This window comes from Pseudomonas sp. FIP_A4 (assembly GCF_036701605.1).
Taxonomy (GTDB): Bacteria; Pseudomonadota; Gammaproteobacteria; order Pseudomonadales; family Pseudomonadaceae; genus Stutzerimonas; species Stutzerimonas phenolilytica.
The window spans coordinates 300,933-320,876 of sequence record NZ_JAYDXP010000127.1 but is presented as its reverse complement, the minus strand read 5'-3'; the positions used below and the strand labels follow the sequence as shown (position 1 = coordinate 320,876).

The window sequence follows — 19,944 nt, the reverse complement described above, 5'->3', positions numbered from 1 at the left end:
CTGCTCATTCTGCAGGCCCTGCCGGCATCATTCTGTCTGCGCCTGGCCGAGCGCTTCGCCCATGCACACCGGGCTCAGCGGGCCCAGTTGCTCCGCCCAGCGAACCTGCTCCGGTCCGAACAGCAGGATCACCGTGGAGCCGAGCTTGAAGCGGCCCATTTCCGCGCCTTTTTCCAGCCGGATCGGTGCGCGCGCGGATTCGTCGTACAGGAACGTCTTCAGCGTGCGCTTGGGTGGCGTGACAAGGCCGGCCCAGACGGTTTCGATGCTGGCGACGATCATCGCGCCGACCAGCACCATCGCCATCGGTCCGCGTTCAGTGTCGAAAATGCACACCACGCGCTCGTTGCGTGCGAACAGTTCCGGCACGCCCTGGGCGGTTACCGTGTTCACCGAGAAAATGCGTCCCGGTACGTAGACCATCTCGCGCAGGGTGCCCGTGATCGGCATGTGCACCCGGTGGTAATCCTTGGGCGACAGGTAGACGGTGGCGAAGTCGCCGCCCATGAACGGTGCGGCGCGCTGGTGATCGCCGCCGAGCAGCTCCGTGACGCTGTAGCTGTGGCCCTTGGCCTGGAAGATGCGGCCCTGCTCGATCTTGCCGAGCTGGCTGATGGCGCCGTCGCAGGGATTGAGAATGGCGCCGGGCGTCGGGTCCAGCGGGCGGGCGCCATCTCTCAGTGCGCGGGTGAAGAACGCGTTAAAGTGCTCGTAGGCGCTCAGGTCTTCGATCTGTGCCTGGCTCATGTCCACCTGGAAATGCCGGGCGAAACACTTGATGAAGGCGTTCTTCAGCCAGGGAATGCGGCATTCGGCCAGGCAGCCGGCCAGGCGCGAAATCAGGTGATGCGGCAGCAAGTACTGGCTGATGACGAACAAGCGATCTTTCATGGATGACCTTTTCATGACTGGATCGGCGTATCGGGCAGGTTGCCCCATTCGCCCCAGGAACCGGCGTAGCCCTTGACTCTGGGGTAGCCCAGAGCCTTGGCCAGGAGGTAGGTGAAGCCGGAGCGGTGATGCGTCTGGCAGTGGGTGATGATTTCCTTCTCCGCCACGATGCCGATTGCCTGGAGCTGTTCGGCGATGTCGCTGCGGATGCGCAGCGCGCGTGCCGGGTCCATGCCGGCGGTCCATTCGAAATTTACGGCGCCGGGAATGTGCCCACCGCGAGCGGCGAGCACCTTCTCGCCGCGGTATTCCTGCGGCGAGCGGGCGTCCCAGACCACCAGGTCATCCGCGCCGAGGCGGCTTTCGAGGTACTCGCGCGTGGCGATGGGTGCGCTGTCGAGGTGCAATGCGACCGGGCCGCCAGCGGCGGCCGGCACTTCGCGCGACAGCGGGCGGCGTTCGGCCAGCCAGGCGTGCAGGCCGCCGTCGAGGTAGTGGTAGTGGCGATGGCCGATCACGTCGAGCAGCCAGATGAAGCGTCCGGCCCAGCCGCCGCCCTCGTCGTCATAGACCACATAGACCGCATCGGCGCGATGACCGAGGAGGCCGAACAGCGCTTCGAGTTGCGCCTTGGGTGGTAGCAATCCCGGCGCCGGTGGCTGGCCCAGCTGGGTCTGCTTGGGGTCGACGAAGCGCGCGCCGGGCAGGTGGCCTTCGGCATAGCGGGCGGCGCTGGTGAGGTCGACCAGGATCAGTTCGGGGGCGTGCAGGCGCTCGGCCAGATCGGCAGGCTCGATTACCAGTGGCAGGTTTGCGAAGACGGACACGGCAGGTCTCGGCGAGTCGGTGAAGGCGCAGTCTAGCGAAAAACCTCAGCTGCCGCGCTTGCTGAAATTGCCCAGCGCCCGCTCGATGCACTGCGCGGTCTTGTCGAACGCCTGCAGTGTCGGGGCACTGAGTGCGGCGTTGTCCTGGTCGGCGATCAGCAGCATCAGCACACGACCGTTGCTGCCCAGCGAGCGCAGCAGCAGATGCTCGCCGGCGAACAGCGCCTTGAGCGTGCCGGGCAGCAGCGCCGAGAAGGTCGCGATGTTGTCTGGCTGCAGGTGCAGCTGCGCCGGCTTGTCCAGCAACCGGCGCAGCACCTGGCTGTGCTGCGGATTGAGGATCAGGTTCGCGGCATGCTCCGGCAGGCCGACGTCCTGCTGCGCGACCAGCCGCTGATTCTTGCGATCCAGCAGCATCAGCAGCACGCGCTGCATGCCGATGCTGACCAGCGCGGTGCGCGCGCAGGCGGTCAGTTGATGCACGTTGGTGAAGGGGCTGGGCGCGCTCAGCAGCTCACGGCAGCAGTCACGCCAGCGCGCCAGCGCCTCGGCGTCGGGTACGCTGGCCGTGCCGGTCTTCTTGTGCTGGAAGCGGCTGTCCCACGGCCACAGCAGTCCTTGCGCCGGGTGCCAGAGGTCGGTCGGGCCGATGGCTCGCGCACTGTCGACGGCCTGCTGGTGGACCAGCTGCTGCACCTGCGCCATCGGCAGTTGCAGGTACAGGCCGATCAACTGCTGCCAGCGCAGGCTGTGCACGCCACTCCAGCTGTGATGCGCGGCGAGCGCCAGGCCGTTGGCCAGCACGATGGTGTTGCTCGGCAGGGTCAGCCAGCGACGCAGTTCGGGGTCGGCGTCCAGCCGTTGCTGCTGCTGCAAGGGGTGAGCATTGTCGCGGGCGATGTGCAGCGCCTTGACCAGCAGGCGACGATTGCCGCCGAGCAGTCGGTAGCCCTGGATGATCCAGTCGGGCAGATGCCAGTGCTCGGCGATTCTCAGGCACAGCTCCAGCAGCGGCACGCCGAGCAGTTGCTGTTCGACGCGCCGCAGCGGCTCGCCGCTGACCAGCACGCGCTGTTCCCAGGCCTCGAACAGCTGCGGGCGCGCGGCCAGCAGTGCCCAAACCGGCGAGAGAAACAACAGGCTACCCCAGTGGATGTCCTGCCACAGACGTGCCAGACGGCCGGCGAACAGGCCGCTGGCCTGCTGGCTGGCGTGCCGGCTGATCAGCACCATCTGCCGCAGCGCCGGCGGCATGTCGGCGGTTGCCGTGGCGGGAATGCGGTCGAGGAGGCGTTCGGCGCGCTCCACGCCGATGCGGCTGAGCGCGGTTTCGAGATTCTCCGCAGGCTGGCCATCGCCGCCATGCCGGTTGGCTTCGCGGATAAAACTCAGCGCCAGTACCGGGCTGGGCTGCACCCGCTCGGCAATCTGGCGCATGGACTGGCTGTTGTCGCGCAGCGCCCGGCGCACGCTTTCGTGCACCGCGGCGAATGCCGGCAGCGGAGAATCGTCGAGAAGCTTGATCCAGGCGGGGATACTGCGAGGGAGCGAAGTCGTTGTGGTCATGGCGCCGAACTGGCTTTTCGTCGGGATGCTCTTTAGTCTGGCGCAAAAGTTCCGATAACCCGAACAATTCTTTCAGATACCCCTCCTTGACGGAGCGCCGAGCCGCTGTGCGAACGTGCTTCGATTCGTTTCGAGCGGTTGGTAATCAGGCTTCCCAGACGTACCTATGGTCAAGATTCTCGGCATCCTCGTGGTAATCGGCAGCGTGCTCGGCGGCTTCATGCTCTCCGGCGGCGCCCTGGCGGCACTCATGCATCCGTTCGAAGTGCTGATCATCGGTGGCGCCGCGCTTGGCGCGTTCCTGCAGGCCAATCCGGGCAGCACGACGAAGATCGTGTTTCAGAAGTCGCTGAAGATGTTCAGCAGCCGCTTCACCCAGACCTATTACCTGGAAGTGCTCGGTCTGCTCTATTCGGTGCTCAACAAAAGCCGTCGCGAAGGCATGATGGCGATCGAGGCCGACCTCGAGGACCCCGCCGCCAGCCCGCTGTTCAGCAAGTATCCTGGTGTGCTCAAGGACGAGCGCATGACGGCGTTCATCTGCGATTACCTGCGCATCATGTCCACGGGCAATATGGCCCCGCACGAACTCGAAGGGCTGTTCGACATGGAGCTGGCCAGCCTCAAGGAAGAGCTGGAGCATCCCTCGCATGCGGTGAATCGCATTGCCGACGGCCTGCCAGCGATGGGTATTGTTGCTGCGGTGCTCGGCATCGTGCTGACCATGTCGGTGCTGGCCGATGCCAACAACGCCGAAATCGGGGAGAAGGTCGGCGCCGCACTGGTCGGTACCTTCCTCGGCATCCTTGCCGCCTACGGCTTCTTCGGCCCGCTGTCCGCCTCGCTCGAGCACGACGCGCGCGAGGAGCTGAATCTCTACGAGGCAATCAAGGCCACTCTGGTCGCCTCGGCTTCCGGCATGCCGCCGACGCTGGCCGTCGAGTTCGGCCGCAAGGTGTTGTTCCACGCCCACCGCCCGAGCTTCACCGAGCTTGAGCAAGCCATGCGTGGCGGCTAAGCGCGGCTATGGATAACAATCAACCGATCATCGTCAAGCGGGTCAAGAAGACCGCCGGCGGCCATCATGGCGGTGCCTGGAAGATCGCCTTCGCCGACTTCATGACCGCGATGATGGCGTTTTTCCTGGTGATGTGGTTGATGAGCTCGGCGACGCCGGAGCAGAAGCGCGCCATTTCCGGCTATTTCCAAGACCCCATCGGCTTCACCGAAAGCGCCAGCCCGCACGTGATCGACCTGGGCGGCACGCCGACGCCGTCGCCGGACCGCACGCTCAATCCGGAGATCGACCCCACGGTGCCGCAGGCGGATGTGCAGATCGACGGCGATCAGGTGGAAACCCTCGCCGAACAGATCGAACGCGAGCGCCTGGAGCTGCTGCTGCAGGAGCTGCAGAACAAGGTCGACGAGAACCCCGAACTGGAGCGCTTCAAGGACCAGATCCTGTTCGAGATCACCAAGGACGGGCTGCGCATCCAGATCATGGATGACGAAAACCGCCCGATGTTCGCCCTCGGCAGCGCGCAGCTGCAGCCGTATTTCGAGGACATCTTGCTGGCGATGGGCGACACCATTCGCGCGGTGCCGAACAAGATCAGCATCAGCGGGCATACCGACGCCAAGCCGTACGCCGGCAATGGCGATTTCGGCAACTGGGAACTGTCCGCCAGTCGCGCCAACGCCGCGCGTCGCACGCTCGTCGCCGGGCGTTACCCTGAGGAGCAGATCGCGCGTGTCGTCGGCTACGCCTCCTCGGCGCTGTTCGACCGCAAGAATCCGCTCAACCCGATCAACCGGCGCATCGACATTCTGGTGCTGACCAAGAAGGCGCAGCGCAACATCGAGAACGAGCAGTTCGTGCCGGCTGATGGCGACGAGGCGAACAAGGCACCAGCGGCGCCATCGAACCCGTCCGCTCCGGCGGGCGCCGCGGGCGAGCCGCTGCAGCCGGGGCAGTTGCGCGAGCGGTTGAACATCTTCGATGAAGGCGTGCTCAAGCTCGACCAGCCGCTGCCCGCCGGCGGCGACGATCAGTAGTCGGGGTCGGGCAGGCTGCTGAGGATGTGCCGGTAGCTGTTCATCCGCTGCGGCTGGATGCGCCCGTCCTCGAGTGCCTTTAGCAGCGCGCAGCCCGGCTCACGATCATGCTTGCAGTCGCGGAAGCGGCAATGCCCGAGCAGCTCGGCGAACTCGATGAAACCGGCTTCGACATCGTCGCGGCTGACATGACCGAGGCCGAATTCGCGAATGCCGGGCGAATCGATCAGCTCGCCGCCGCCGGGGAAATGGAACAGCCGCGCCGTGGTGGTGGTGTGGGTGCCTTTGCCGGTCTGCTCCGAGAGCGCGCCGACGCGGGTGTCCACGCCTGGCAGCAGGCTGTTAACCAGCGACGACTTGCCCACCCCGGATTGGCCGACGAACACGCTGACGTGGCCGTCCAGCGCCGCACGCAGTTCGTCCATGCCGGCGCCGCCGTGGGCCGACACCTCCAGCAGCGGATAGCCAAGCGTGCGGTAGACCGCCAGCAGCGCGTTGAGCGCGCCCTCGTTGTGCTCGTCGATCAGGTCCGCCTTGTTCAGCAGCAGCAGCGGCCGGATGCCGGCATGTTCGGCGGCGACCAGGTAGCGGTCGATCAGGTTGGCGTGCGGTTCGGGCAGCGGCGCGAAGACGATGACGATCAGGTCGACGTTGGCCGCCACCGGCTTGAGCTGGCCGCGGGTGTCGGGACGACACAGTTCGGAGTGGCGCGGCAGCTGCGCGACGATCACGCCGATGCCCTGGTTGCCCGGGCGCCATACCACGCGGTCGCCGGTGACCAGCGCCGGCAGGTTGGCGCGCAGGTGGCAGCGGAAGACCTGGCCACTGTGCTCGCCTTCCTGTGCTTCGACCTCGACCTGCACGCCGAAGTGCGCGATCACCAGGCCGAACTGCTCCGGCCCCAGATCGCCGCCTTCCAGTTCTTCCAGCGCGCGAGATTCGCGGCGTGCCGCGCGGGCGGCGCGTTCTTCCTGGATTTTCTCGATGCGCCAGTTCTGGCGGCGGTTGAGTTGGCGTTTGGCCATGTGCGGGGCGTCGGTCGATAAAGGTGCGCGAGTCTAGCACGGCCGGCCGGCGCCGCTGACCGCCTGTTTCGGCGCGCAGGCGGCAGGTAGACTGGCCTGCCGTTCCGTCTTCGTGTTCGTCATGTCCGACTCGCCGCGCTTTCGTCCGCCGATCTTGCTCGCCCTGGGTACGCAGCTGGCGGCGCTGCTGCTGACCTGGTTGATGCTGCTGGCCGCGGCGCGCCTGCTGGGTCTGCACGTCTCGCTGCTGCAGGCGGCCGTCATGCAGGGTGCGCTTGCTGCGTTGCTGGGCGCACGGCTGGGCCTGTCGCGCTGGTGGTGGCCGATCAACCTGGCCTTCGTGCCCGCGCTGGTTGCGCTGCGTGATCACAGCCTGCCGGGATGGCTGCCGCTGGCGGTCTTCGCCGCGCTGTTATTGCTGAACTGGAACGTCTTTTTCGAGCGTGTGCCGTTGTATCTGACCGGTCGGGCGGCCGAGCGGCGCCTGGCCGAGCGCCTGGCCGGGCTGCCGGCGGACTTCCGTTTCGTCGATCTGGGCTGTGGTCTGGCCGGTAGTCTGTCGCGCCTGGCGCGGATCTATCCGCAGGCGCGCTTCGTCGGCGTGGAGACCGCGCCGCTGGCGTTCATCATCGCCTGGCTGCGCTGCCTGCCGCGGCGCAATTGCCACATCGTCCTGCGCAGCCTGTGGCGCGTCGATCTGGCGCAGTACGAGGTGGTCTACTGCTTTCTCTCGCCGGCCCCGATGCCGGCGCTGTGGCGCAAGGCCAGCGCGCAGATGCGGCCGGACGCGCTGCTGATCAGCAACAGCTTCGCGGTGCCGGACGTCGAGCCCGAAGAGCGGCTGGCGGTCGACGACTGGCGGCAATCACAACTGCTGCTCTGGCGCCCCGGTGTGCCCCGGCCTGACGACCCGCAGACGAGCGGCTAAACTGCGCGCCACAGCCAAGGAGCCCATCATGCAGAACCCGCAGAACCTGATCTGGATCGACCTGGAAATGACCGGTCTGGACCCGGATACCGACGTCATCATCGAAATGGCCACCATCGTCACCGACAGTCAGCTCAACGTGCTGGCCGAGGGACCGGTGATCGCCGTGCATCAGAGCGACGAGGTGCTGGCACGCATGGACGAGTGGAACACCCGTCAGCACGGCGGTTCGGGCCTGACCCAGCGGGTGCGTGAGAGCCGCATCGGCACCGCCGAGGCAGAGGCCCAGACCCTGGCGTTTCTCGAACAGTGGGTACCGAAGGGCAAGTCGCCGATCTGCGGCAACAGCATCTGCCAGGATCGGCGCTTCCTCTATCGGCAGATGCCGGAGCTGGAGCGCTACTTCCACTACCGCAATCTGGACGTCTCGACACTCAAGGAGCTGGCCGCGCGCTGGGCGCCGCAGATCATGCAGGGGTTCAGCAAGAGCGGTACGCACCTGGCGCTGGATGACATCCGCGACTCCATCGCCGAGCTGCGGCATTACCGCGAGCATTTCATCAAGGTGTGATCCTGTCGGCGGCGTCCGTGCTGCCGGGGCGCCGCTATTTGCCGAGCTTGCGCAGCTCGTCGGACTCGACGATGCGCACGCCGTCGCCTTCCTCCAGCGCCAGACGCCACAGCGCGCGGGCCAGCGTACAGGCCTCGATGCCGTGGTACTTCCCCGGCAGCAGTTGCGACAGCGGCGCGGCGATCCGCTCGCTCAGGCGCAACTCCAGGCGCGGGCCGAGCAGCTGTGACGGCCGCGCGATGGTCAGCTGCGGCCAGTCCTGGGCCTCGAGCGCTGCCTCCATCTCGCCCTTCACCCGGCAGTAGAAGATCGGGCTGTCCGGGCTGGCGCCCAGCGAACTGATCACCAGCAGGTGCCGCGCGCCCAGCTCGCGTGCGCGGCGGGCGAAGGCCAGCACCAGATCGAAATCGATGGCACGGAACGCGTCCTGGGTGCCGGCCTGCTTGAGCGTGCTGCCCAGGCAGCAGAACGCGGTATCGACCGGACCGTTGAGCTGTCCGAGCAGCGACTGCAACGGCCCGACCGGGTTTTCCAGGCGCGGGTGCGCCGCCAGCGGCTTGCGCGTCGGCGCCAGCACGCGTTCGACGGTGGGTTCGTTGAGCAGTCGGTCGAGCAGGTGTTCGCCGGTCAGTCCGGTGGCGCCGGCAAGCAGAATGCGCTGGGGCGTCAGATACATGGTCATGCTCCTTGGCGAATCAGTGTGAGGCGGCGCGTCGTTGCTGCAGGCTGCGCCAGTGTTCGACGACCGGCTCGGGCGCCCATATCTGGGGTTCCGATGCCTGATAGTCGTCGGCCTGCTCGCGTTCGGCAACCCTCGCCTGCGCCAGCGTGAAGGCGTGCACGATGTCGTCGGTCTGCTGCAGCGCCTCGGCGAACAGCGCGCGGCCGAAATAGGTGAAATCGCTTTCCTCCGAGCAGCCAAACGACACGCGGTCGGCGCGCGCGGCGGTCATCACCAGCCGCCTCGGGTCTTTCAGCGGTTCGATGAAGCCGCCGGAATAGCAGGCGGAGATCACCACCACCTGGTTGCGCTCGGCCAGCGGGGCGAGCAGATCGGCCAGCTCCGGCGCGCTCAAGTCGTCCAGCCCCAGGCGTGGCTGCTGCAGGATCAAGTGGTGATCGGCCGTGCCGTGGCTGGTGAGGTAGATGAACACCAGATCTTCCGGCCCGCTGCGTTCGGCCAGGGTGGCGGCGGCACGCGCCAGGTTCTCGCGGGTCGCCAGCGGGCGATCGCCGAGGTGATCGCGGTGGTTGACCAGACTGACCTGTCCGCGCGCGGCGAAGCGCTCGGCCAGCAGGCGCTGCACATAGTCGGCCTCGCGCAGGAACACGCTCTGGCGACCGTCGCCGGCGAGCACCAGGCTGTACAGCTCTGCAGCGGGCGTGGAAGCCGGAACTGCGGTGAGCGCCAGGTCGAGCAGCGCGCCCTGGCGCAGCAGGCCGATTTCCAGCGGGTCCGGCAGCCGCCTGCCGTGCTCGTCGCGCACGCGGCGCCCGTTGCGCCAGCTGCCGCGCTGCACGCTGCCGTTGGCGAGGGTCAGCTGGCCGTCGCCGCTGAATTTGCCGTGTCGAAACCCGCCGCGGTAGACGCTGCCGTCGGCACGTTCCAGCACGCCGCTACCGTGGTACTGCCAGCGGCGGAATTCACCGCGATACTGGCTGCCATCGGCGCTGGCGTGGCGGCCGGCGCCGGTGAGTTCGCCGTGAACGAACTGGCCCTCCCAGACATCGCCGCCGCCATCTTCATAGCGGCCCGCGCCGTGGAAACTGTCGTCGGCGAAGCCACCGCGATAGCGTTCGCCGTCCTCGGAAAGGTAGACGCCGTCGCCGTTGAGCAAACCGTCGCGGAATTGCCCGCTGTACGAGCCGCCTGCATCGCTGCGCGTGCCGGTGCCGTCTGGCTGGCCGTTGGCGAAGCGCCCCTGATAGCGCGCACCGTCGGCATATTCGAGGACACCTTCGCCGTGATAGAGGTCGTTCTGGAATTCGCCGCTGTAGCGGGCGCCGTCCTGGCTGAAGGTGCCCAGCCCGTGCATGCGGCCCTGGCGGAACTGGCCTGCATAGACGCCACCGGCGGCGTAGCTGAAGCGTCCCTCGCCGTGGAACAGGCCGTGTTCGAAGGCGCCTTCGTAGCGGTCGCCGTTGGCGCCGGTCCAACTGCCCTGGCCGTGCCACTGGCCTTCCTTGAACTGCCCGCGGTAGCTGCTGCCGTTGGGGTAGTCGATGCGTCCCTGCCCCTGCAGCAGGCCATTTACCAGCGTGCCGCGGTAACGCCCGCCATCGGGCAGCACGGCGTCCGGCGGCAGCAGCGGTTCGCCGTCGCCGCAGGCGGCGAGCAGGCAGGCAAGGAGCAGGGGAGTCAGGTGACGCATGCGGGCATCCAGACGACGGAACACCCGCAGTATGCCGCATCGCCTCAGACGAAGCAGAGTGCCAGCGACTGCGCGATATAGGCAGGTTTCTCCGCGCCTTCGATCTGCATCTCGGCGCGGGTCTTGAGCAGCCACTGGCCGGGGTTCTTCTCGTGGGCGTCGAGCAGCGTGGCGTGCAGGCGCACCCGCGAGCCGACCCGCACCGGCTGGATGAAGCGCAGGCTGTCCAGCCCGTAGTTGACTGCCATCTTGGTGCCCTGCGGCACCACCATGAGGTCTTCCATGAGCAGCGGCAGCAGCGAGAGCGACAGGAAACCGTGCGCGATAGTGCCGCCGAACGGCGTCTGCCGGGCTTTCTCCGGATCGACATGAATGAACTGGTGATCGCCGGTGCACTCGGCGAAGTGGTCGACGCGGCTCTGGTCAATGGTCAGCCAGTCGGAGTGGCCGAGTTCCTTGCCGATGTAGTCCTTGAGTTCATCGAGCGGTACCTGGGGCATGGGGCGGTTCCTCTGCGGGGCGTGGATGTCCTTGAAGATCAGCACGCACCCTTTGCCCGCGCAATCACCCATGACCGGGCGAATGGCGCGTCATAGCGAAGCCGCCGCTGCGTGAGGCGCGCCGTTGCGGCTTATAATCGCTGACATTTGCCGGAGGGGGCTCCCATGCTGCTGCGCGGTCTGACCTGGCTGGTGCTGTTCCAGTTGCTCGGCACGGTACTTAATGTGTTGCTGGTGCCGATGCTGCCGGGGCCGATCATCGGCCTGTTGCTGTTGTTCGCGGCGCTGCTGCTGCGCGGCAGCGCGAGCGAGTCGCTGCAGGTGGCGGCGAGCAGCCTGCTGCGTTATCTGCCGCTGCTGCTGGTGCCGCCTGCCGTCGGCGTGATGGTCTATACCGAGGCGATCCTGCAGGACTTCTGGGCGATCGTCGGTGTGCTGGTGATTTCCCTGCTGCTCTCGCTGGTGTTCACCGGCTGGTTGATGCAGGCGCTGATCCAGCGGCAGACCCGCCGGCGGGAGGACGCATGACGACGATGCTCGACTGGCATGCCGCCTGGCAGGCGCTGATCCATCACCCGCTATTCGGTGTCGGCGTCACGCTCGCCGCGTTCCAGCTGTCGTTTGCCGCCTACGAGAAGACTCGCTGGGTATTTCTGCAGCCGGTCCTGCTCTCGGCGCTGCTGGTCATCGGCGTGCTGCTGCTGTGCGGGCTCAGCTATGCCGATTACGCCGACAGCGCGCAGCTGCTGACGGTCATGCTCGGCCCGGCGACGGTGGCGCTGGCGGTGCCGTTGTATCTGAATCTGCGGCGAATCCGCGAACTGTTCGCGCCGATCGTGATCACTCTGTTGGTAGCCGGCGTCACCGCCACCGCGCTGGGCATGGCGCTGGCGTGGCTGTTCGGCGCCGAGCGGATGATCCTCATGACCCTGGCGCCGAAGTCGGTGACATCGCCCATCGCCATGCTGGTGGCCGAGCAGATCGGCGGGGTGGTCGCGCTGGCGGCCGTGTTCGTGATGATCACCGGCGTGCTCGGGGCGATCTTCGGCCCCGCGCTGCTGCGCCGCTGTGGTGTGCGCCATCCGGCGGCCCGCGGCATGGCCCTCGGCCTGACCGCCCACGCGGTAGGTACCGCCCAGGCGCTGCAGGAGAGTGACGAGTGCGGCGCCTTCGCCGCGCTGGCAATGAGCCTGATGGGCGTGATGACGGCGGTGCTGCTGCCGCTGGTGGTGACCCTGTTGCTGTGATGGAGCCTGCATGAAGCTGCCGCTGTTTCCGCTCGATACCGTGTTGTTTCCTGGCTGCACGCTGGATCTGCAGGTTTTCGAACCGCGCTACCTGGACATGCTCAGCGGCTGCTTGAAGGCCGGTCATGGGTTCGGTGTGGTGCATATTCTTGAGGGCAGTGAAGTCGGTCCGGCGCCGGCGGCGTTCGCCCGGATTGGCTGCGAGGCGCTGATCCGCGACTGGCAGCAGCAGCCCAACGGCCTGTTGGGTATTCGCGTCGAGGGCGGGCGGCGCTTCTGCGTGGAGTCTTCCGAGGTCCAGCGCGATCAGCTCAGCATTGCCCACGTCCGCTGGCTCGGTGAGTTAGCCGAGCGGCCGCTGGACGACAGCCATGCCGATCTGCTGGTGCTGCTGCAGGCGCTGGGTCGCCATCCGATGGTCGAAAGCCTGGGCATGGGCGGCACGCCGGCCGGGCAGCGCGATCTCGCCGCACAGCTGGCCTATCTGCTGCCGTTCCAGCCCCGGCAGAAGCTCGACCTGCTGGCACTGGAGGCGCCGCAGGCGCAGCTCGAGCTGATCCAGTCCCTGCTGGAAGCGCTGCAGGGCGAGCTGGCCGGCTAGGAGTACCGATACATCAGCATCGCCGTTGGCAGTGCCCAGAGCGAGAAGGCGCCCAGCAGGCCGAGGCACGCCGGCAGAATCAGCCACCATGCGCGCGGCGACAGCGCCGGCAGCGGTGTGCGCCATTGCACCAGCGTCAGGCTGAGCGAACAGAACGTGGCGGCGAGCAGCGCGCCGGCCAGTACGTCGGTGCTCCAGTGCACCCCCAGATAGACCCGCGACAGGGCGATGGCGGTGGCCGGCAGCCCCGCCAGCAGCAGCCATGCCAGGCGTAGGCGTGGCGGCTGCTCGCGGCTGGCCAGCACGCCGAGGGTGAGGAACAGGGCGAACGCCGCCGAGCTGTGTCCGCTGGGGAAGCTGTAGCTGCCCAGCGGTTCGAGCAGCACTTCCGGCCGCACGCGGGCGAAGGTCGCCTTCAGCGCGCCGTTGGCCAGTGCTGTGCCGAGCAGCGTGGCGATGGCGAACAGCGCGGCGCGCCACTGGCGCAGCAACAGCAGCAGCAGGCTCAGCAGCACCGCGGCCCACAGCTGCGTGTGGAAATCGCCCAGGCGGGTGATCAGCACCATGACACGGTCCATCGGTGCGCTGCGTTCGGCCTGGATCACCGTCAGCAGCCCTTCGTCGAACTCGCGCAGGTGCGGCCAGCCAAAGAACAGTCCTAACAGGATCAGCGTGCTCAGCCCGGCGGCGACGGCGCTGACCCAGCGCTGGTGGCGGAAACTGCCGTGAATGATCGCACCGATCAGCAGTACGATCGCGCCGACGACCGCCCCCGCTTCGCCCCAGAAACCCTCGGCCAGCGGCAGGCGCAGCGCCGCACCGGCGGTCCAGCCGGGCAGCAGGTAGGCCATCGACCAGCCGGCCGCTGCCACCAGACTGACCAGCAGGAAGCGGCCGAACGGCATGTCGAGCATCCCCGCGGTCATCGGCAGCATCGGTCGCAGCGGGCCGATGAAGCGGCCGACCAGCAGGCTGGCGACGCCATAGCGGGCGAAGTAGTGTTCGGCGCGTAGCAGCCATTCGGGATGGTGGCGCAGCCCCGGCAGACGGCGGATGCCCTGGTGGTAACGGCGCCCGAGGCCGTAGGAAATCAGATCGCCGAGCAGGCCGCCGGAGAAGCCCAGCAGCAGCGTCTCGCTCAACGTCAGCGCGCCGCTGCCGGCGAGCATGGCGACGGCGAACAGCAGCACGGTACCGGGGACCAGCAACCCGACCACCGCCAGGCATTCGACGCAGGCGGCGATCAACAGCACCAGACCGAGCCATTGCGGATGGGCGCCAAGCCAGGCGGTGAACGGATCGAGCCACTGGCTCATGCGCGATTCCTTGTTCGGGTGAGGCCTTTTCGACCCGTCGCTGACGGCGCGGGTTTCACCGCGCGGATGATAGCGATGCCACTGCGCGCCGACGAGGCCGGCCCGTTCGCCCGACGCGGCTGTGCGGCACGGGCTGGGGTGGCTATAATCAGCCGCTTTCCCTTTCGTCAGGCCAGCAAGACCATGACCGAGTCCGTGCTCGACTACATGACCCGCCTGGGCCGCGCCGCGCGCGACGCCTCGCGGGTGCTCGCGCGCGCCAGCACCGCGCAGAAGAACCGTGCCCTGCAGGCCGCCGCCGCCGCGCTCGATGCCGCGCGTGCCGAGCTGGTCGCCGCCAATGAACTGGATCTGGCCGGCGGCCGTGCCAATGGCCTGGACGCGGCAATGCTCGACCGCCTGGCGCTCACGCCCAAGGTGATCGACAGCATGATCGAGGGCCTGCGCCAGGTCGCCGCGCTGCCCGATCCGATCGGTGAAATCCGCGACATGCGCTACATGCCCTCGGGCATCCAGGTCGGCAAGATGCGCGTGCCGCTGGGCGTGGTCGGCATCATCTACGAGTCGCGGCCCAACGTGACCATCGACGCTGCCAGCCTGTGCCTGAAGTCGGGCAACGCCACCATCTTGCGTGGCGGTTCCGAGGCCATTCATTCCAACCAGGCCATCGCTCGCTGCATCCAGCTCGGTCTGGCCGAGGCCGGCCTGCCCGCCGCTGCCGTGCAGGTGGTGGAGACCACCGACCGCGCGGCCGTCGGCGCGCTGATCGCGATGCCCGAATACGTCGACGTGATCGTGCCGCGCGGCGGCAAGGGGCTGATCGAACGCATCAGCCGCGATGCCCGAGTGCCGGTGATCAAGCACCTGGATGGCATCTGCCATGTGTATGTCGATATCGCTGCGGACGTCGACAAGGCAATCCGCGTCGCCGACAACGCCAAGACCCAGCGCTACGCGCCGTGCAATGCGATGGAGACGCTGCTGGTACACCAGGGCATCGCCGAGCGTGTGCTGCCACCGCTGGCGGCGATCTACCGCGAAAAGGGTGTCGAGCTGCGCGGTTGCGAGCGCACCCGGGCGCTGCTCGGTGGCGACGTGCTGGCGGCCAGCGAAGAAGACTGGTCCACCGAGTACAATGCGCCGATTCTGTCGATCCGCATCCTCGATTCGCTGGATGAGGCCATCGAGCACATCAATCGCTACGGCTCGCAGCACACCGATGCGATCGTCACCGAGAACTTTACCGATGCGCGGCGCTTCCTCACCGAAGTCGATTCCAGTTCGGTGATGGTCAACGCCTCGACGCGTTTCGCCGACGGCTTCGAGTACGGTCTGGGCGCGGAGATTGGCATCTCCACCGACAAGCTGCACGCCCGCGGGCCGGTCGGTCTGCACGGGCTGACCAGCGAGAAGTATGTGGTCTTCGGCGACGGTCACGTCCGCACCTGATGCGCCACGGCAGCGGCGCACGGCGCATCGGCATCCTCGGCGGTACCTTCGATCCGGTACACATCGGTCACCTGCGCGGCGCGCTGGAGGTGGCCGAGATGTTCGGTCTCGACGAGTTGCGGCTGATCCCCAATGCGCGCCCGCCGCACCGCGAAACGCCGAGCTGTTCGGCTGAGGACCGTCTGGCGATGGTCCGTCTGGCGGTGGCCGACCTGCCGCCGCTGTGCGTCGATGCCCGTGAGCTGGAACGGGCGAAGCCGTCCTACACCATCGAGACGCTGATCTCGCTGCGTGAGGAGTTGGCGGCCGACGACCAGCTGCTGCTGATCGTCGGCTGGGATGCGTTCTGTGGGCTGCCGACCTGGCATCGCTGGGAGGAGCTGCTCGACTATTGCCACATCCTCGTGCTGCAGCGGCCGGATGCCGGCAGCGAGGCGCCGCAGGCGTTGCGCGATCTGCTGGCCGCGCGCAGTGTTTCCGATCCACAGGCACTGGCCGGCGCTGCCGGGCAGATCGCCTTCGTCTGGCAGACACCGCTGGAGGTGTCCGCCACGCAGATTCGTCAATTGCTGGCCAGCGGCAAGTCGGTGCGTTTTCTGGTGCCCGACGCCGTTCTGGCTTACATCAACGCGCACGGACTCTACCGGGCGTCGAACTGAGGTTGTTTTCACGTTATGCAAACTGAAGCTTTGGTCCAGTTGGCGGTCGCCGCGCTGGAAGATTTGAAGGCCCAGGACATCGTCACCATCGATGTGCGCGGTAAGACCAGCGTCACCGACTACATGGTGATCGCCAGCGGCGGCTCCAGTCGCCAGGTCAAGGCGCTGGCCGACAACGTGCTGGAGAAGGTCAAGGAACAGGGCGTGCGCCCGCTGGGCAGTGAAGGCCTGGAAGGCGGCGAGTGGGCCCTGCTCGACCTGGGCGACGTGGTGGTGCACGTCATGCAGGTGCCGACTCGCCAGTTCTACGATCTCGAACGCCTCTGGCAGGGCGCCGAACAGAGCCGCGCGCAGCACAGCCACGATCCGGAGTAACCCGTGCGGATCAAGCTGATCGCCGTCGGCTCGAAGATGCCGCGCTGGGTGGAGGAGGGCTGGCAGGAATATGCCCGCCGCTTGCCATCCGAGCTGCCGCTCGATCTGGTGGAGATTGCGCTCAACACCCGTGGCAAGAACGCCGATGTGGCGCGCCTGATCCGCCAGGAAGGCGAGGCGATGCTGGCCAGAGTGCAGCCGGGCGAGCGCATCGTCACGCTGGAGGTACACGGCAAGCCGTGGAGCACCGAGCAACTGGCGGCAGAGCTGGAGCGCTGGCGGCTGGATGCGCGCAACGTCAACCTCATGGTCGGCGGCCCGGAAGGGCTGGCGCCGGAGGTCTGCGCGCGCAGCGAGCAGCGCTGGTCGCTGTCGCCACTGACGCTGCCGCATCCGCTGGTGCGGATTCTGGTGGGTGAGCAGATCTATCGTGCCTGGACGCTGCTGTCCGGCCACCCCTATCACAAGTAGTCCGACGACCGATCCATGCCGCAACCGATCCCCCTCAAGGACCACGAAAAGGATGCCCTGCTGGTGCGCAGTCGCGCGCTGGTCGGCATTGTCGTGGTGGTGCTGCTGATCGGTGTGCTGGTGGCGCGCATGTACTACCTGCAGGTAGTGCAGTTCGAGCACCATTCGACGCTGTCGGAAAACAACCGTGTGCACGTGCAGCCGATCCCGCCCAACCGCGGGCTGATCTTCGATCGCAACGGCCGGGTGATCGCCGACAACCGCCCGAGTTTCAGTCTGACGGTCACCCGCGAGCGCGCCGGGCAGGACTGGCGCGGCGTGCTTGACCGGGTCGTCGAGGTGCTGGAGCTGCCGGCCGAGGAGCGCGAGCTGTTCGAGAAGCGCGTATTGCAGGGGCGCCGGCCGTTCGAACCGGTGCCGATCATGTACGAGCTGTCGGAGGAGCAGATCGCCCGCATCGCGGTGAATCAGTTCCGTCTGCCCGGTATCGAGGTGTCGGCGCAGCTGGTACGGCACTATCCGCAGGGGCCGCACTTCGCCCACTCGGTCGGTTACGTCGGGCGGATCAACGAAAAGGAGCTGCAGTCGCTCGACCCGGTGAACTACAGCGGCACCCATCACATGGGCAAGACCGGCATCGAAAAATTCTACGAGGACGTGCTGCACGGCCAGGTCGGCTACGAAGAAGTCGAGACCAACGCCCGCGGCCGCGTGCTGCGCGTGCTCAAACGCACCGACCCGATTCCCGGCAAGGACCTGACGCTGACCCTTGACCTCAAACTGCAGGAGGCCGCCGAGGCCGCGCTGGGCGGCCGGCGTGGGGCGATCGTCGCGCTGCTGCCGGATACCGGTGAGGTGGTGGCGATGGTCAGCCAGCCGAGCTTCGATCCCAACCTGTTCGTCACCGGCATCAGCTTCAAGGCGTATGGCGAGCTGCGCGACTCGATCGATCGGCCGCTGTACAACCGCGTACTGCGCGGTCTCTATCCGCCCGGCTCGACGATCAAGCCGATGATGGCGATCGCCGGGCTGGATGCCGGGGTCATCACGCCGACCAGCCGGGTGTACGACCCGGGCTACTACCAGCTACCCAACGTGAAACACAAATACCGCAACTGGAATCGCGGCGGCGATGGCCCGGTGGATCTGGAAGTGGCGATCATGCGTTCCAACGACACCTACTTTTACGACATGGCGCACAAGCTGGGCGTGGATCGCATGCACGACTACATGACCCGTTTCGGCCTCGGCCAGCGCGTGGCGCTGGACATGTACGAGGAAACCGCCGGGCTGATGCCGTCGCGCGAGTGGAAGCGTGCGCGCTATCGCCAGGCCTGGTATCCCGGCGAGACGGTCATTCTCGGCATCGGCCAGGGCTACATGCAGGCCACGCCGCTGCAGCTGGCGCAGGCGACCGCGCTGATGGCCACGCGCGGCAAATGGATTCGCCCGCACCTGGCCAAGCGCATCGGCGACCAGCCGCCGGTCGATCCGAATCCGCTGCCGGACATCGAGCTGCGCGATCCGAAGTTCTGGGACTATTCGATCCGCGGCATGGAGCAGGTGCTGCACGGTGCCCGCGGCACCGCGCGCAAGGTCGGCGACAGCGCCGCCTATCGTATCGCCGGCAAGAGCGGCACGGCACAGGTGGTGGCGATCAAGCAGGGCGAGCGCTACGACAGCGGCAAGCTCAACGAGCGTCACCGCGACCACGCGCTGTTCGTCGCCTTCGCCCCGGTCCATGATCCGCAGATTGCCGTGGCGGTGATGGTGGAGAATGGCGAGTCGGGCTCGGGCGTCGCCGCGCCGGTGGCCAAACAGGTCATGGATGCCTGGCTGCTGGATGAGAATGGCCAGCTGAAGGCCGAGTACGCCGCGCCGACCACCACGGGCGCCAAAAAGCCATGAACAGCAATTTCGACCGTACCCTGTCTCGCGAAGACGTCATGCGCCGCCGCGCCAGCCTGCTGCAGCGGTTGCACATCGATGCGCAGCTGCTGTTGCTGTTGCTGCTGCTGGCCGCCGGCAGTCTGTTCATCCTCTATTCGGCCAGCGGCAAGAACTGGGATCTGCTGCTCAAGCAGGCGTCATCCTTTGGCCTGGGGCTCGGCGCCATGCTGGTCATCGCCCAGCTGGAGCCGCGCTTCATGGCGCGCTGGGTGCCGCTGGGCTATCTCGCGGTGGTGGGGTTGCTGCTGGCGGTGGAGTTCATGGGGCACACCGCGATGGGCGCTACGCGCTGGATCAACATCCCCGGGGTGATCCGCTTCCAGCCTTCGGAATTCATGAAGATCATCATGCCGATGACCATCGCCTGGTACCTGGCGGCACGCCCGCTGCCGCCGCGCTTCAAGCACACCCTGGTGAGTCTGGCGCTGATCGTGGTGCCGTTCGTGCTGATCGTGAAGCAGCCGGACCTCGGCACCGCGCTGCTGATCCTCGCCTCCGGCGCCTTCGTGCTGTTCGTCGCCGGCCTGCGCTGGAGCTGGATCATGGGCGCGGCCGCGGCCGTGGTGCCGATTGCCGTGGCGATGTGGTACTTCGTGCTGCACGATTACCAGAAGCAGCGGGTGCTGACTTTCCTCGACCCGGAGAGCGATCCGCTGGGTACCGGCTGGAACATCATCCAGTCCAAGGCCGCCATCGGCTCGGGCGGTGTGTTCGGCAAAGGCTGGCTGCTGGGCACGCAGTCGCACCTGGATTTTTTGCCGGAAAGCCACACGGACTTTATCATTGCGGTCCTCGCCGAGGAGTTCGGCATGGTCGGCGTCTGCTTGCTGCTGCTGGTGTATTTGCTGCTGATTACCCGCGGTCTGGTGATCACCGTGCAGGCGCAGACGTTGTTCGGCAAACTGCTGGCTGGTGCGCTGACGATGACCTTTTTCGTTTACGTCTTCGTCAATATCGGTATGGTCAGCGGGTTGCTGCCGGTGGTGGGCGTGCCGTTACCCTTCATTAGCTACGGCGGAACTTCACTGGTGACCCTGCTGTCAGGGTTCGGGGTTTTGATGTCGATCCACACCCATCGCAAGTGGATCGCCCAGGTTTGACGAGAGTGTATTTCTTGATTTCATTACGGCGTGGCTGGACG

At 66.8% G+C, this 19,944-nt stretch carries 21 protein-coding genes; 13 read left to right on the top strand and 8 right to left on the bottom strand.

The annotated features are described in order from the left end of the window. Positions 1-27 precede the first annotated feature (27 nt). The 3 genes from asd to U8L64_RS16910 are packed head-to-tail and all read right to left on the bottom strand — an operon-like array spanning position 28 to position 3,284. Entirely contained in the window at positions 28-891 is an 864-nt protein-coding gene (gene asd, locus U8L64_RS16920) for an archaetidylserine decarboxylase (RefSeq protein ID WP_234302857.1), read from the bottom strand. 11 nt (positions 892-902) lie between these two features. Further along, positions 903-1,718: a rhodanese-like domain-containing protein gene (locus U8L64_RS16915; protein ID WP_165593731.1), complete on the bottom strand. Its 816-nt coding sequence runs from the start codon at positions 1,716-1,718 to the stop codon at positions 903-905. Positions 1,719-1,763: 45 nt separating this feature from the next. Beyond that, positions 1,764-3,284, bottom strand: coding sequence for an HDOD domain-containing protein (locus U8L64_RS16910; protein ID WP_333398327.1), 1,521 nt, complete (start codon positions 3,282-3,284; stop codon positions 1,764-1,766). Positions 3,285-3,450: 166 nt separating this feature from the next. Here U8L64_RS16910 and motA point away from each other — a divergent pair, with 166 nt between their 5' ends. Further along, positions 3,451-4,302 (top strand): flagellar motor stator protein MotA, encoded by an 852-nt coding sequence (gene motA, locus U8L64_RS16905; protein ID WP_043297740.1) that lies wholly within the window; start codon positions 3,451-3,453, stop codon positions 4,300-4,302. A gap of 8 nt (positions 4,303-4,310) precedes the next feature. Further along, positions 4,311-5,339: a flagellar motor protein MotB gene (gene motB, locus U8L64_RS16900; protein WP_043297739.1), complete on the top strand. Its 1,029-nt coding sequence runs from the start codon at positions 4,311-4,313 to the stop codon at positions 5,337-5,339. On the opposite strand, the gene rsgA is transcribed toward motB, so the two are convergent. Beyond that, the gene (gene rsgA / locus U8L64_RS16895; RefSeq protein ID WP_054094512.1) at positions 5,333-6,364 is read right to left on the bottom strand and encodes a small ribosomal subunit biogenesis GTPase RsgA; all 1,032 of its coding nucleotides are present in this window, start codon (positions 6,362-6,364) and stop codon (positions 5,333-5,335) included. The genes motB and rsgA overlap by 7 nt on opposite strands. Positions 6,365-6,485: 121 nt before the next feature. On the opposite strand from rsgA, the gene U8L64_RS16890 reads away from it, so the two are divergent. Further along, complete coding sequence (locus U8L64_RS16890) at positions 6,486-7,292, top strand: class I SAM-dependent methyltransferase (RefSeq protein WP_333398326.1); 807 nt, start codon at positions 6,486-6,488, stop codon at positions 7,290-7,292. A gap of 28 nt (positions 7,293-7,320) precedes the next feature. Next, positions 7,321-7,863 carry an oligoribonuclease gene (gene orn, locus U8L64_RS16885; RefSeq protein ID WP_043297737.1) on the top strand — a complete coding sequence of 181 codons (543 nt, stop codon included), beginning with the start codon at positions 7,321-7,323 and terminating at the stop codon, positions 7,861-7,863. Positions 7,864-7,897: 34 nt separating this feature from the next. Here the strand turns inward: orn and U8L64_RS16880 are convergent, their stop codons facing one another. The 3 genes from U8L64_RS16880 to U8L64_RS16870 are packed head-to-tail and all read right to left on the bottom strand — an operon-like array spanning position 7,898 to position 10,735. Then, on the bottom strand, positions 7,898-8,539 hold the full coding sequence (locus U8L64_RS16880; RefSeq protein WP_333398325.1) for an oxidoreductase: 642 nt from the start codon (positions 8,537-8,539) through the stop codon (positions 7,898-7,900). A 19-nt stretch (positions 8,540-8,558) separates the two neighbouring features. Continuing rightward, the gene (locus tag U8L64_RS16875; RefSeq protein ID WP_333398324.1) at positions 8,559-10,235 is read right to left on the bottom strand and encodes a C13 family peptidase; all 1,677 of its coding nucleotides are present in this window, start codon (positions 10,233-10,235) and stop codon (positions 8,559-8,561) included. Positions 10,236-10,279: 44 nt separating this feature from the next. Continuing rightward, a complete protein-coding gene (locus U8L64_RS16870; protein ID WP_054094516.1) occupies positions 10,280-10,735 on the bottom strand; it encodes a MaoC family dehydratase in 456 nt (151 codons plus the stop codon). Positions 10,736-10,900: 165 nt separating this feature from the next. Here U8L64_RS16870 and U8L64_RS16865 point away from each other — a divergent pair, with 165 nt between their 5' ends. Genes U8L64_RS16865 through U8L64_RS16855 form a run of 3 tightly spaced genes read left to right on the top strand, consistent with a single transcriptional unit; the run spans position 10,901 to position 12,583 of the window. Beyond that, positions 10,901-11,263, top strand: a complete 363-nt coding sequence (locus tag U8L64_RS16865) for a CidA/LrgA family protein (protein ID WP_234302853.1) — start codon at positions 10,901-10,903, stop codon at positions 11,261-11,263. A 5-nt stretch (positions 11,264-11,268) separates the two neighbouring features. Beyond that, positions 11,269-11,982 carry an LrgB family protein gene (locus U8L64_RS16860; protein ID WP_431978459.1) on the top strand — a complete coding sequence of 238 codons (714 nt, stop codon included), beginning with the start codon at positions 11,269-11,271 and terminating at the stop codon, positions 11,980-11,982. 10 nt (positions 11,983-11,992) lie between these two features. Next, positions 11,993-12,583, top strand: coding sequence for an LON peptidase substrate-binding domain-containing protein (locus U8L64_RS16855; RefSeq protein WP_043297731.1), 591 nt, complete (start codon positions 11,993-11,995; stop codon positions 12,581-12,583). On the opposite strand, the gene U8L64_RS16850 is transcribed toward U8L64_RS16855, so the two are convergent. After that, complete coding sequence (locus U8L64_RS16850; RefSeq protein ID WP_043297730.1) at positions 12,580-13,899, bottom strand: bifunctional DedA family/phosphatase PAP2 family protein; 1,320 nt, start codon at positions 13,897-13,899, stop codon at positions 12,580-12,582. The two genes, U8L64_RS16855 and U8L64_RS16850, sit on opposite strands and share 4 nt — an antisense overlap. Positions 13,900-14,082: 183 nt before the next feature. On the opposite strand from U8L64_RS16850, the gene U8L64_RS16845 reads away from it, so the two are divergent. The 6 genes from U8L64_RS16845 to rodA are packed head-to-tail and all read left to right on the top strand — an operon-like array spanning position 14,083 to position 19,903. After that, on the top strand, positions 14,083-15,348 hold the full coding sequence (locus U8L64_RS16845) for a glutamate-5-semialdehyde dehydrogenase (RefSeq protein ID WP_043297792.1): 1,266 nt from the start codon (positions 14,083-14,085) through the stop codon (positions 15,346-15,348). Next, positions 15,348-16,007, top strand: coding sequence for a nicotinate-nucleotide adenylyltransferase (gene nadD / locus U8L64_RS16840; protein WP_008569641.1), 660 nt, complete (start codon positions 15,348-15,350; stop codon positions 16,005-16,007). Before U8L64_RS16845 ends, nadD begins: the two co-directional genes overlap by 1 nt. Positions 16,008-16,022: 15 nt before the next feature. Further along, positions 16,023-16,382, top strand: coding sequence for a ribosome silencing factor (gene rsfS / locus U8L64_RS16835; protein WP_003286539.1), 360 nt, complete (start codon positions 16,023-16,025; stop codon positions 16,380-16,382). A gap of 3 nt (positions 16,383-16,385) precedes the next feature. After that, the gene (gene rlmH / locus U8L64_RS16830; protein WP_043297728.1) at positions 16,386-16,853 is read left to right on the top strand and encodes a 23S rRNA (pseudouridine(1915)-N(3))-methyltransferase RlmH; all 468 of its coding nucleotides are present in this window, start codon (positions 16,386-16,388) and stop codon (positions 16,851-16,853) included. Between the two features lie 15 nt (positions 16,854-16,868). Further along, the gene (gene mrdA, locus U8L64_RS16825; RefSeq protein ID WP_054094520.1) at positions 16,869-18,761 is read left to right on the top strand and encodes a penicillin-binding protein 2; all 1,893 of its coding nucleotides are present in this window, start codon (positions 16,869-16,871) and stop codon (positions 18,759-18,761) included. A gap of 38 nt (positions 18,762-18,799) precedes the next feature. After that, a complete protein-coding gene (rodA, locus tag U8L64_RS16820) occupies positions 18,800-19,903 on the top strand; it encodes a rod shape-determining protein RodA (protein ID WP_175415105.1) in 1,104 nt (367 codons plus the stop codon). Positions 19,904-19,944: the final 41 nt, after the last annotated feature.